At 74.2% G+C, this 12,393-nt stretch carries 12 protein-coding genes; 5 read left to right on the forward strand and 7 right to left on the reverse strand.

Features of this window, described 5'->3' with window-relative positions:
• Positions 1–125: 125 nt before the first annotated feature.
• From ACFWV2_RS17030 to ACFWV2_RS17040, 3 genes are all read right to left on the reverse strand, one after another.
• On the reverse strand, positions 126–998 hold the full coding sequence (locus ACFWV2_RS17030) for a universal stress protein (protein ID WP_384405820.1): 873 nt from the start codon (positions 996–998) through the stop codon (positions 126–128).
• A gap of 147 nt (positions 999–1,145) precedes the next feature.
• Positions 1,146–2,501 (reverse strand): acyl-CoA dehydrogenase family protein, encoded by a 1,356-nt coding sequence (locus ACFWV2_RS17035; protein WP_384405821.1) that lies wholly within the window; start codon positions 2,499–2,501, stop codon positions 1,146–1,148.
• Positions 2,502–2,735: 234 nt separating this feature from the next.
• Positions 2,736–3,191 carry an RrF2 family transcriptional regulator gene (locus tag ACFWV2_RS17040; RefSeq protein WP_384405822.1) on the reverse strand — a complete coding sequence of 152 codons (456 nt, stop codon included), beginning with the start codon at positions 3,189–3,191 and terminating at the stop codon, positions 2,736–2,738.
• Positions 3,192–3,658: 467 nt separating this feature from the next.
• Between ACFWV2_RS17040 and ACFWV2_RS17045 the strand changes: the two genes are divergently transcribed.
• The gene (locus ACFWV2_RS17045) at positions 3,659–4,519 is read left to right on the forward strand and encodes a glutathione S-transferase C-terminal domain-containing protein (RefSeq protein ID WP_384405823.1); all 861 of its coding nucleotides are present in this window, start codon (positions 3,659–3,661) and stop codon (positions 4,517–4,519) included.
• Between the two features lie 38 nt (positions 4,520–4,557).
• Here ACFWV2_RS17045 and ACFWV2_RS17050 read toward each other — a convergent pair whose 3' ends face one another.
• Entirely contained in the window at positions 4,558–5,595 is a 1,038-nt protein-coding gene (locus tag ACFWV2_RS17050; RefSeq protein ID WP_384405824.1) for an NAD-dependent epimerase/dehydratase family protein, read from the reverse strand.
• 127 nt (positions 5,596–5,722) lie between these two features.
• Here ACFWV2_RS17050 and ACFWV2_RS17055 point away from each other — a divergent pair, with 127 nt between their 5' ends.
• Positions 5,723–5,965, forward strand: coding sequence for a DUF5133 domain-containing protein (locus ACFWV2_RS17055; RefSeq protein ID WP_384405825.1), 243 nt, complete (start codon positions 5,723–5,725; stop codon positions 5,963–5,965).
• Between the two features lie 37 nt (positions 5,966–6,002).
• A complete protein-coding gene (locus ACFWV2_RS17060; RefSeq protein WP_384405826.1) occupies positions 6,003–8,366 on the forward strand; it encodes an ATP-binding cassette domain-containing protein in 2,364 nt (787 codons plus the stop codon).
• A 77-nt stretch (positions 8,367–8,443) separates the two neighbouring features.
• Here the strand turns inward: ACFWV2_RS17060 and ACFWV2_RS17065 are convergent, their stop codons facing one another.
• Entirely contained in the window at positions 8,444–9,697 is a 1,254-nt protein-coding gene (locus ACFWV2_RS17065; RefSeq protein WP_384405827.1) for a D-alanyl-D-alanine carboxypeptidase family protein, read from the reverse strand.
• Positions 9,698–10,042: 345 nt separating this feature from the next.
• Here ACFWV2_RS17065 and ACFWV2_RS17070 point away from each other — a divergent pair, with 345 nt between their 5' ends.
• Together ACFWV2_RS17070 and ACFWV2_RS17075 are read left to right on the forward strand one after the other, a co-directional pair.
• Positions 10,043–10,195 (forward strand): hypothetical protein, encoded by a 153-nt coding sequence (locus tag ACFWV2_RS17070; RefSeq protein WP_384405828.1) that lies wholly within the window; start codon positions 10,043–10,045, stop codon positions 10,193–10,195.
• A gap of 61 nt (positions 10,196–10,256) precedes the next feature.
• Positions 10,257–11,507, forward strand: a complete 1,251-nt coding sequence (locus ACFWV2_RS17075) for a cytochrome P450 (RefSeq protein WP_384405829.1) — start codon at positions 10,257–10,259, stop codon at positions 11,505–11,507.
• Between the two features lie 48 nt (positions 11,508–11,555).
• Here the strand turns inward: ACFWV2_RS17075 and ACFWV2_RS17080 are convergent, their stop codons facing one another.
• Positions 11,556–11,801, reverse strand: a complete 246-nt coding sequence (locus ACFWV2_RS17080) for a hypothetical protein (protein WP_384405830.1) — start codon at positions 11,799–11,801, stop codon at positions 11,556–11,558.
• A 62-nt stretch (positions 11,802–11,863) separates the two neighbouring features.
• Positions 11,864–12,340 carry an NUDIX domain-containing protein gene (locus ACFWV2_RS17085; protein WP_384405831.1) on the reverse strand — a complete coding sequence of 159 codons (477 nt, stop codon included), beginning with the start codon at positions 12,338–12,340 and terminating at the stop codon, positions 11,864–11,866.
• Between the last annotated feature and the right edge of the window lie 53 nt (positions 12,341–12,393).

A 12,393-nucleotide genomic window follows, 5' to 3' on the forward strand; every position in this document is an offset into this window, starting at 1 on the left:
GGTCCGGCGCTGGGGAGAGCCACCGGGGCGACGGCGTAACCCTTTCCGGCCCGGCCCGCTCCGACACTCCTCGTCAAGGCGGCGTCGACACGGCGTGTCGCCCCGTGTGGCCCGTCTGAACCCTTTCAGCCCTGCGGGACGACCGCCACCGGACAGGGCGCGAGGTGGAGCGCCGCGTGCGCCACGGACCCGATCCGGGGCCCGACCGCCCCCCGCCGGGCCCGCCGGCCGACCACCATCAGCTGGGCGGCCCCCGAGGCGGACAGCAGTACCTGACCGGCGCTGCCCAGCTCGACGTGCTCGCCGACCGGAACGTCCGGGTAGCGCTCGCGCCAGGGGGCCAGCGCCTCGCGCAGCGCCTTCTCCTCGTACGGGATGAGCCCGCCGGCCTCGTCGGCGAGCCGCATCGAGGTCGGGCTGTACGCGAACAGCGGCGGCAGGCTCCACGCCCGCACGGCCCGCACCGAGGCCCCGCGGGCGGCGGCGGTCTCGAACGCGAAGCGCAGCGCGGGGGCACTGTCCTCCGGGCCGCCGAGCTGGCCCACGAGCACGTGCCCCGTGGGCGGTTCGGCGGGCTCACCGTCGCGGGACCTGACGGCCACCACGGGACAGGTGGCGGCGGCGGTGATCTGCTGCCCGTACGAGCCGAGCAGGAAGCCGGCCACCGCCCCGTGGCCGCGCGAGCCGATGACGAGCATCTCGGCGCGCTCCGCGGTGCCGAGCAGCGCCGTGGCGGGCGTGTCGCCGAGGACCTCCGCGGTGAGCCCGAGGTCCGGGTAGCGGCCGGCGATCGTGGCCTCCGCCTCGCGCACGACCGCCTCCGCGACGCGCTCCTGTGCGGCGCGGTCCTGCACCAGGGGAAGGTCGAGGGGTTCCCAGCGCCAGGCGTGCGCGAGCCGGAGCGGGAGCCCTCGGTGGACGGCCTCGCGGGCGGCCCAGTCGGCCGCGGCGAGGCTCTCCGGGGAGCCGTCCACCCCTGCGACGATCTCATGACTCATCAGGATGCCTCCGTGCGCGCGCTGTCGGGCCCGCCGGTCGGCCGGCCCATTCCTCTCCCAGCTTGGGCCCATCGGCGGTCCGGCGAGAGGGCCGGACGTTCCGACATGCCGGTCCGTCCGTCGCCTGCCCCGCCGGCGCGGTCCCGGTCAGGCGGGCAGGGTGAGCCGCGTGTGGCTGCCGTTGAGGTAGTGGTCGCCTATGTCACGGAGCCGGTGGGCCGCGCGCGTGGGGGCCGTGAGGGTGCGGGCGTTCCGCCAGAAGCGGTCGAAGCCCGGCCCTCCGGTGCGGACGTCGGCGCCCGCCGTGCCGTCGACGAGTTCGAGGACGCGGGTGGTGACGTGAACGGCCGCCCGGCCGGTGACCGTCTCGGCCGCCGCCACCAGGACGGCGATGTCGGCCCGTTCCTCCGGGCCGAGCGAACGGGCGGCGAGCAGACCGCGGGCGAGTGCTTCCGTGGCCCGCTCCACCACCGCCGCCGCGGTGTGCGCGGCGGTCGCCAGCTCCCCGTAGGCGAGGAGGAGGTACGGATCGTCCCCTGCGCCGGGCGCCGAGAGGCCGTCCGCTCCGGTGAGGCCGATCGGGTGTCCGGCCGGCGTCGCTCCCGCCTGTCCGGCGCGGCGGACGTCCCGGGCCTCGGCGAGTGCCCCCTCGGCGACGCCCAGGGCGACCTGGACGAGGAGCAGTCGCAGAGCGAGGGGAGCGAGGGTGGTGTACGGGGCGACGGCGTGCTCGTCCTGCGGGACGCCGCCGATGACGTCCTCCGGCGCGACCGTGACCCGGTCGAAGGACACGGTGCCCGCGCCCGCGAGGCGCTGACCGACCCGGTCCGTCCCGGCGTCGGTGAACACCCCGGGCAGCGCCGGATCCACCAGGACGACGCACAGTTCGCCCGTTCCGTCGGGGCGGGCCCCGACGACGAGGCGGTCGGCCACGGTCACGGCGGAGGCGAAGGCCCGGCTCCCGTCGAGGACCCATCCGCGGCCCGCGGCGGCGGGCGTGAGCGTCAGACCGGGGCCGGTCTCTTCGCGGGGCGGCTCGACGCCCCCGGCGAGCAGCCAGCGCCCCTCAGCCGTACGGGCGTCGAGCGCGGGCCCGCTGGGACGTCGGCTGCCCGGCTTGCGCACGGGACCGAAGAAGCGGCTGCTCCAGGACAGCGCGTAGTGGTGGGCGAGGAGTTCACCCACCGAGCCGTCCGCGGCGGCGATCTCCCGTACGACCGCGGACGCGGTCCGCCAGTCGGCGCCCCGCCCGCCCGGTCCGGGCGCTGTGAGCAGGGCGGGCAGTCCGGCCTCCTGGAGCCGGGCGACCTCGTCGAACGGGGCCTTTCCCGCCCGGTCCCTCGCGAGGGCGTCGACGGCCAGGTCGTCGGCGAGTTCACGGGTGACGCGGGGCCAGATCTCGTCGTCGGCCGGCCGGTCGGCGGGGTGGCCGCCCGGCCGGCCGAGCGGTGCGTAGGCGGTGCGTATCGCTGCTCTCTTCGGTGATCTCCTCGGCGTACTCACGTCACCTCACCTGGTCCATGGTGTTCCCGAGTATTCCCACTGGAATAGTAGGGATAGTGGCAGAGGTGGTCGGCCCGGCCCAAGGGGCGTCCGCAGGGTGGACAGGGTCGTCTTGATCTGCGAGACAGGCGTCACGTCCGAGCAGGCTGTACGGGGTGGGTCCCGCAGCTCAGGGGCCGGTCCCGGTTCGGCGAAGGGTCGATCCGGCTCGCCCGGAGAGCGGCCCCGCGGCCCTCAGGGGTTGGTCCAGGCCTCCGGGTCGTCCGCGAGCGTGAGGATCCCGGCCGGCAGCTCGGCCGCCGCCACCTCCGCCAGCGAGACCGCGAGCACCTCACGGACACCGGCCCTCAGGGCGATCCACACGGTGAGCAGGGACTCCGCGGGCCCGGTGTACGACAGGTCCGGCGGCCGCTCCCCGCGGACGGAGACCAACGGGCCGTCCACGCAGCGGATGACCTCCGCCACCGAGATCGACTCCGCCGGCCTGGCCAGCCAGTAGCCGCCGTTGCCCCCGCGCTGGCTCAGCACCAGGCCGCCCTTGCGCATGTCGCCCAGGATCCCTTCGAGGAACTTGTGCGAGATGCCCTGGCCCTCGGCGATGGCCTCCGCCTTCAGCGGGCCCGCGTCCTGGGCGGCGGCGAGCTGGAGGGCGGCACGCACCGCGTAATCGGCCCTGGCTGAAATGCGCATGCGCGCAGTATCCCGCACGTCGGGGGAGATGGCCCGTTCCGCACCTTGACGTCACCCGGGCCCGGCCGGACACTCAGGGACGGGAAAACCGAGCGAACAGGTAGGGAACCATGGGACCCAGAGGTCGAGGGGACACCCCACCCGCCGCCGCACCCCTTCCTCGCTCCCCCCGCCTCACGTCCCGCAGGCACATCGACCTCCTGCGGGTCTGCAGCGCGGCAAGTCACCCCGCCCGCCGGGGTGTCCGTCCCGCCCGCTGAGACGCTCGTCCACGGCGCGGCTCGTCGACGGGGCCGGCCCCTGCGGAGGCGTGTGTCCACGGCTCCGCCTGTCCGCCGACACCCGTCTCCTCCTTCCCGTACCTCTGCTGCCTCAGGGTCCCGCGCCCGGTGCCGCCGTCGCGCTCCCGCGACCGGCGCCGACGCGAGCCGCCCAGACCCAGCGCCGAGCAACCCCAAGGGAGAAGCATGTCCGTCGTCCCCTCCTCACTGTTGCCGGCCTCCGCCGCACCCGTGTTCCGCGGCCGGATCGGCCGCGACGTGCGCAGCGGTCACTACGCCGTGCCGCACCGCTACCGCCTCCATGTCGCACCGTCCGACCCCGACTGTCTGAGCATCGCCCTCACCCACGGCCTTCTCGGACTCGACGACACGCTTCCGCTCACCGTGCTGCCCGACACCCCCGACAGCCCGGACGGCGGTTACGAGGCGCTCCGTCCGCTGTACGAGGCGAGCGCCCACCTCTACCGCGGGCCGGCCGCCGCGCCCGTCCTCAGCGACGGCTGGACCGGTCGGATCGTCAGCACCCACGTCCCCGACATCCTCCGGGACCTCGCCCTCCGCTTCCGGGGGGACGGCCCGGAGCTGCTGCCCGAGGAGCACCGGGCCGAGATCGAGGCGATCACCGACCTGTGCGAGAGGAGCGTCAACGGGGCCGCCCAGCGGGCCGGCGAACTCGGACTCGACGGCGAGTCCGCCCACCGCGACCCCCTCACCGTCCTCTTCGCGGCACTCGGCTCCCTGGAACGCCGTCTCGCCCGCCACCCGTACGTGCTCGGCGAGGCGCCGACCGCCGCCGACGTACGCGTCTGGGTCACCCTGGTCCAGCTCGACACCGTCCACCGCTGGCACCTGGACGCCACCGCGATGGACCGGGTCGCCGCGCACCCGGCCCTGTGGTCCTACGCCCGACGCCTCGCCGCACGCCCCGAGTTCGCCCGACGCCTCGACATCGACGCCGTGGTACGACGTCACCGCGCCCACTGCCGTGGCCGGGAGGCCGCCGGCGCCGCGATCCGCATCGTCGACTGGCCCACCACGTCACTCTGACGGCCCGGCCCCGCCCCGCGAGCGTGGCGCCCCTCGGATCACCCCACGCGGCGCCCCGCGAGCGGACGCGTCTCGTCGCCCGCGCCCCAGCGGACACCCCGCAGGAACGCCTGGAGGGCCTCCTGGGAACTGTGCGACGGCTCCCACTCCAGGTCCCGCCGCGCCCGCTCCGTCGACAGGAGCGGCATGTGGCGCAGCGCGTCGAAGAGCCCGGGGGAGGCCGGGACGAGCCGCAGGTGCCAGGCCGCCGACAGCGCACCCCGTACCGCACCCGCCGGCACCCGAACCGGCCGGGCGTGCAACAGCTCGCCCAGGGTCGTCCCGTCGATCACCGGCTCGGCGGCCAGATTGAACGCGCCGCGGACGTCCCGCAGCAGCGCCCGCCGGTAGGCGTCGGCCGCGTCCTCGGTGTGCATGATCTGGAAGCGGAGCCCGTCGAACTCGGGTAGCAGCGGCAGCAGTTCGGGCCGCATCAGCGCGCCCGGGAAGAAGCGCCCCGCGAAGATCCGCCGCTGCTCGCTCGCCGACTCCTCCTTGAAGAGGAAGGACGGACGCATCCGCACCACCCGGACCAGCGGATGGTCCCGCTCGAACGTGTCGAGTACCCGCTCCAGATAGGCCTTCTCCCGGGTGTACGCGGCGCCGGGCCAGCCGTGCGTCGGCCACGCCTCGGACACCGGGGCGCCGCCCGGCGGACCCGGCGAGTACGCCCCGACCGACGAGGCGTGGACGAGGGACGGCACGCGCGCCGCCGCGGCCGCGTCGAAGACGCGCACCGAGCCCAGGACGTTCGTCCGCCAGGTCTCCACCGGGTCGTGGGTCGGCCCGAACCGCCAGGCCAGATGCACGACCGCGTCCGCGTCGGCGAGGTGCCGCGCGAGCAGGGGCTCGTCCCCCTCCCGGGAGAGATCCACCTCGCCCCACTCGACCCCGGGGAGATCGAGGTCCGGTCGGCGACGGGCGAGGCCCAGGACCGAACCGACGCGCGGCTCGCTCGCCAGGGCCCGGACCAGACTCGTGCCCACGTTGCCGGTGGCGCCGGTGACGACCACCCGCGAAATCGTGCTCGGGTTCATGTCTTCGACCCTCCGCCATGGACGGCGGAAGCGCACGCCGGGGGCCTCGTCACTCGGCGTGTCCGTGCGGGTCGCGAGCGTGCCCGACGACCGGGAGTATGGAGCGACTCAGGAGAAGGAGGACACCATGCTGCTGCCCGACAGGAACACGGTCGACCGGCTGCTCCGGCACTACCGTGCCCAGGAGCGGACCGTGCTCGCCAGGCCGTGCGACCTGTCGGCGCGCCGACGCTTCGAGGACACGGCGTACACCCTGTGCGTCCTGATGGGAGAACGTACCGCCCGCGAAGCCGTCCACGCCGCCGAACGCCATGTGGCCGGATCCCGCCCCGCTCAGGATCAGCGGTCAGGATCATCGATCAGGATGTGAGAAGCGTCGTCGTCCGGCCGCCGCTAGCGTGGCAGTCATGGACACGCAGCCTCCACACCCGGCCGACCGGCACGACCTGATCCGCGTGCACGGCGCCCGCGAGAACAACCTCAAGGACGTCAGCATCGAGATCCCGAAGCGCCGGCTCACGGTGTTCACGGGCGTCTCCGGCTCCGGCAAGAGCTCGCTCGTCTTCGACACGATCGCCGCGGAGTCGCAGCGGCTGATCAACGAGACGTACAGCTCCTTCGTCCAGGGCTTCATGCCGACCCTGGCACGACCCGAGGTCGACGTACTCGACGGGCTGACCACCGCGATCATCGTCGACCAGCAGCGGATGGGCGCCGACCCCCGCTCCACCGTCGGCACCGCCACCGACGCCAACGCGATGCTGCGCATCCTCTTCAGCCGCCTCGGCAAGCCGCACATCGGCCCGCCCAGCGCGTATGCCTTCAACGTGCCCTCGGTCCGGGCGAGCGGCGCCATCACCGTCGAGGTCGGCAACAAGAAGGCCGTCAAGGCCACCTTCACCCGCACCGGCGGCATGTGCCCGCGCTGCGAGGGCCGCGGCACCGTCTCCGACATCGACCTCACCCAGCTCTACGACGACTCCAAGTCGCTCGCCGAGGGCGCGCTCACCATCCCGGGCTACACGCAGGGCGGCTGGAACCACCGGCTCTACACCGAGTCGGGCCTCGTCGACGCCGACAAGCCGATCCGCAAGTACACCAAGAGGGAACTGCACGCCTTCCTCCACCACGAGCCCACCCGCATGAAGATCGCCGGCATCAACATGACGTACGAAGGGTTGGTCCCCAGGATCCAGAAGTCGTTCCTCGCGAAGGACAAGGAGGGGATGCAGCCGCACATCCGGGCGTTCGTCGAGCGGGCCGTCACCTTCACCACCTGCCCCGAGTGCGACGGCACCCGCCTCGCCGAGGGGGCACGGGCGTCGAAGATCAAGCGGATCAGCATCGCCGACGCCTGCGCGATGCAGATCAGCGACCTGGCCGCCTGGGTGCGCGGTCTCAAGGAGCCGTCGGTGGCCCCGCTGCTCACCGCGCTCCGGCTGACCCTCGACTCCTTCGTGGAGATCGGCCTCGGCTACCTCTCCCTCGACCGGCCTGCGGGCACCCTGTCCGGCGGTGAGGCCCAGCGCGTCAAGATGATCCGGCACCTCGGCTCCTCGCTCACCGACGTCACCTACGTCTTCGACGAGCCCACCATCGGCCTGCACCCGCACGACATCCAGCGGATGAACGACCTCCTGCTCCAACTGCGCGACAAGGGCAACACGGTCCTCGTCGTGGAGCACAAACCGGAGACGATCGCGATCGCCGACCACGTCGTCGACCTCGGCCCCGGCGCCGGTGCGGCGGGCGGCACCGTCTGCTTCGAGGGAACCGTCGACGGACTGCGGGCCGCGGGCACCGTCACCGGGCGCCACTTCGACGACCGGGCCGGCGTCAAGGACTCGGTGCGCGAGCCCACCGGCACCCTGGAGATCCGGGGCGCGAGCACCCACAACCTGCGGAACGTCGACGTCGACATCCCGCTCGGCGTGCTCGCCGTCATCACCGGCGTCGCCGGCTCCGGCAAGAGCTCGCTCGTCCACGGCTCGATCCCCCCCGGCGAGGACGTCGTGTCGATCGACCAGAGCCCGATCCGCGGCTCCCGCCGCAGCAACCCGGCGACGTACACCGGACTGCTCGACCCGATCCGGAAGGCGTTCGCGAAGGCCAACGGCGTGAAGCCCGCGCTGTTCAGCGCCAACTCGGAGGGCGCCTGCCCCACCTGCAACGGTGCGGGCGTCATCTACACCGACCTCGGGATGATGGCCGGCGTCTCCTCCACCTGCGAGGACTGCGAGGGCAAGCGGTTCCAGCCCGCCGTCCTCGCATACCTCCTCGGCGGCCGTGACATCAGCGAGGTGCTCGCGATGTCCGTGACCGAGGCCGAGGAGTTCTTCGGCGCCGGAGAGGCGGGCACCCCGGCCGCGCAGCGCATCCTCGCCCGGCTCGCCGACGTCGGCCTCGGCTACCTCAGCCTCGGCCAGCCGCTCACCACCCTGTCCGGCGGCGAGCGGCAACGGCTCAAGCTGGCCACGCACATGGGCGAGAAGGGCGGCGTCTACATCCTCGACGAGCCCACCACCGGTCTGCACCTCGCCGACGTGGAACAGCTGCTCGGCCTGCTCGACCGGCTCGTGGACTCCGGCAAGTCGGTCATCGTCGTCGAACACCACCAGGCGGTCATGGCCCACGCCGACTGGATCATCGACCTCGGCCCCGGCGCGGGTCACGACGGCGGCCGCATCGTCTTCGAGGGAACCCCCGCCGCCCTCGTGGCCACGCGCTCCACCCTCACCGGGGAGCACCTGGCCGCCTACGTGGGCGCCTGACGGGAAGGGGCGAGGGCTTCGGCCGGCGGGGTCGGCGGCTCCCACCGACCCCGCCGGGGGCCCGGGTCCCGCGCGGGTCAGGGCTCCCGGTGGCCCGTCCTGCGTCGCCGGGCCCACAGGGCGAGCGCTGCCGCGCAGGCCGACCCCACCAGGGCCAGGGGCAGCGCGGGAGACGCGGCTTCGTCGCCCGCCGGGTCCTCGGCGGAGGCGAGCGCCGCCTCCGCGCCGGCTCGTGGGGCCCCGCCGACCGCCTCGGCGGGGCGTCCGCCGCGTGCCACCGTCACGGTCCTGGTGTCCGGAGCGGCCGTCTCCTTCGGCCGTACCGGCAGCAGCGAGCCCACCGGCCGGACCCGTCCCGCCGCCTCGAACCCCCAGTCGAGGAGTTCCCGCGCCTCCTCGTACACGGCGAGGCCGCCCCCGCCCTGCGGGTTCATCACCGTGACGACCAGGGTCCGGTCGCCGCGCCTCGCCGCGGAGATCAGCGTGTTGCCCGCCTTGCTCGTGTAGCCGTTCTTGACCCCGATGAGCCCCGGGTAGCGGGCCACACCGCCCGCGCCCGTGAGGAGCCGGTTCGTGTTGGCGATGCCGTACGACCAGGAGCCCGCCGGGAAGTCCGCGTACGCCGTCGAGCAGTACCGGGTGAACGCCGGGTCCTGGAGCCCGGCCCGGCCGAACACCGCCAGGTCGTACGCCGAGGACACCTGCCCCGGGGCGTCGTAACCGTCGGGGGACACCACGTTCGTGTCCAGGGCGCCCAGGGACCGGGCCTTCTCCTGCATCTGGCGGGCCGTCGCCTCCCAGCCGCCGTTCATCGCGGCCAGGACGCGTACCGCGTCGTTGCCCGAGCTGAGGAACACCCCGTTCCACAGGTCCGACACCTTGTACGTGTACCCCTCCTTCACCCCCACCAGGCTGCTGCCGTCGCCGATCCCGGTCAGCTCGGAATAGGCCACGGTGTGCTGGGCGGAGGCGTCGTGGCGGGGGAGCGCGGTGAGGGCGAACAGCGCCTTCAGGGTGCTGGCCGGCGGCAGCTTCCGGTGGGCGTTCCGCGCGGCGAGAACCTCTCCCGACGACGCGTCGGCCACCACCCACGACAGTGCGGAGACCGAGGGCACATCGGGGGCGCCGGCCAGCCGCTGCACCTGCGTGCCCCTCCGGTCGAGCCGTGCCGGGTCGACGTGCTGCCGCGCGGGCGGGGTGGGCTCCCCGACCACCCCGGCGACGGAGACGGAGCGTGCCGAGGGGGCCGCGGCGGCCGCGGGGGCGGGCAGCACCAGCAGCACCGCCGCGGTACCGGCGGCGACATGACGGACAGCTGACGTGACGATCATTCAGCCACCGTAGGAAGGCGGCGCGGGAGGCGCAGATCGGAGTGCGCCGACCGGGGTACTGGGTGTGGCGTACGGCGGCGCGTCGTGGGCCCGCCCGGGTGGTACGGGCTCCCGGGAGCGCCGCCGGTGTCGCTGGGCATCCTCGTGACGTGTCCTCACACCGCGACCGGAGCGGCGCGGTTCCCGCCGGAGTCACCGGAGCCACCCCCGCCGGACCGGCCACGAGTCCGCCCCGGGCCCCGTCAGGTCAGCGGGGACCCCGGCGACGGCCCGATCGGCCTCGACGGGAGCGGTACGGCCTCCGGGGGCCCGTCCGCGCTCCGGTGCCGGGGGCCAGGGTCGGCGGTGCGCCCCGAGCGCGTCCTCGGCCCCGGTGACCGGGTCGTCGTGGCCGCCACCCGCCGGGGCCTGGCCGAACTCCTGGGCAGGGGCGGTCCCACCGACCGGCCCGACGACCACAGGGCCGTGGTCGAAGCCGTACCCACGGAACGGAGTTGACCGTAGGATCTGACCCCGCCCCCGCTCCGGCCCGCCGGCCCCGCAGTCAGGAGTTCCCTCCGTGAACACACCGCACAGCGCCCCGTCCGGCCGGCCGCCGCACCGTCTGGACCCGGCGGGCGGCTGCCCGCACGCGGACAACGCCCGACTGCTCGCCGGGGGCGCCGTGGCCCCGGTGATCCTGCCCGGCGGGGTCGAGGGCATGGCGGTGCTCGGCCATGACGCCCTGCGCGACTTCCTCTCGCACCCCGACGTCGCGAAGGGCGCACAGCACTTCACCGCCCTCGCCGAAGGCCGCATACCCGACGGCTGGCCCCTGCGCACGTTCGCCGTCGTCCCCGGCATGACCACCGCGGACGGCGCCGACCACCGCCGCCTGCGCACCCTGGTCAGCAGGGCCTTCACCGCCCGCCGGGTCGAGGAACTCCGCCCACGCGTCGAGACCGTCACCGCCGGGCTCCTCGACGGACTCGCGGAGGCCGCACGGGCCGGCGACGGCGTGGCCGATCTGCGCCGTCACTACGCGCTGCCGCTCCCGCTCGGCGTCATCTGCGAACTCCTCGGCGTCGACCCCGCCCACCAGGACCGGCTGCACCGTCTCTCCAGCCTGGTCGTCGCCACAGACACCGAGCCCGCACAGGCCGTCGCCGCCAACCGTGAACTCACCGGACTCCTCGCCTCCATCGTCGCTGACAAGGCCGCGGCTCCCGGGGACGACCTGACCAGCGCCCTCATCGCGGCCCGGGACGAGGACGGCGACCGGCTCAGCGAGGCCGAGCTGATCGGCACGCTGCTCCTGCTGATCGTCGCCGGCCACGAGACCACCCTGAACCTGGTCACCAACGCGGTCAGGGCGCTCTGCGCCCACCGCGACCAGCTCGCCCTGGTCATCGAAGGACACGCCACCTGGGCCGACGTCGTGGAGGAGACCCTCCGCTGGGACAGCCCGGTCAGCTACTTCCCGTTCCGCTACCCCGTCCGCGACCTCACCGTCGACGGCACCCTCGTCCCCCGGGGCACCCCCGTCCTGGCCGGCTACTCGGCGGCGGGCCGGGACACGAAGGCCCACGGCCCGGACGCCGACCGCTTCGACCTCACCCGCACAGGGGCGGTGAAGCACCTCTCGCTCGGCCACGGCCCCCACTACTGCCTGGGCGCCCCGCTCGCCCGGATGGAGGCCGCCGTCGCCCTCGAGGCGCTCTTCACCCGCTTCCCCGAGCTGGACCTGGCCGTCCCCGAACCCGAGCTGCCCCGCCACTCCGGCTTCGTCGGGAACAGCGTCCGGAAGCTCCCCGTCCGGCCGGGCGGCTGAGGACTCCGGCTCCCCGGCCCCGCCCCCCGGCCCGCGTGAGCCGGGAGTTCAGCCGGCGCGCCCCCACGCGGACGCGGGGGAGGCCCGCAGCGCCGAGACGAGCCGCAGCAGCCGGTCCTCGTTCCCCGCGAGGCCCGCGGCGCGGAGCGCCTCGTCCGCCTCCGCCATCGGATTCGTGAGCATCACCCCCGCGTACGGGGCGAGCTGTGGATCGGTCAGCACGGCCTGGGTGGATTCGAGCAGCCGCAGATACGCCTGGGCGGCCGCGCGCTCGCTTGCGGTGATCGTGGTCATGTCGGGCTCCCTCTCGACAGTTCGGCGCTGACCACCCTCTCGTACGGGTCTGACAATCGCGTTCAGCCCCGCCCGTCGAGGTGCTCCAGGAGCCGTTCGAGGAAGACCCGCTGTCCCGCGACGAGCAGCGGAGCAGCGGCTTCCGTGGTGAACCAGCCCACCCGGTCGATCTCCGGGAACTCCCTCAGCACCCCCGACGTGGGCGGCCACTCCAGGGTGAAGGTGCCCGGCACGACCTCGGCCGGGTCGAGCGTGCCCTCGACGGCCCAGACGGTGACGACCTTTCCGCTGCGCTGCCGGGACTCCCCGAGGTCGACCCACGCGCCCTCCGGGGCCGGGAGCCCCAGTTCCTCCAGGAACTCGCGGCGCGCCGCGACCTCGGGAGCCTCGTCCGGCTCGTACTCCCCCTTGGGGATCGACCACGCGGCCTGCTCGCGGGAGGCCCAGAAGGGCCCGCCCATATGACCGATGAGGACCTCGACGCCACCGTTCGTCGCACGGCGGAAGACGAGGAGACCCGCGCTGCGTTTCTCCGGCATGCCGCCCAGTGTCCCCGAAGGACGCCGTCGCCGCAGGGGGCACGCCCCGCCCC

The sequence above is a fragment of the Streptomyces sp. NPDC058671 genome (genome assembly GCF_042716475.1).
Taxonomy (GTDB): Bacteria; Actinomycetota; Actinomycetes; order Streptomycetales; family Streptomycetaceae; genus Streptomyces.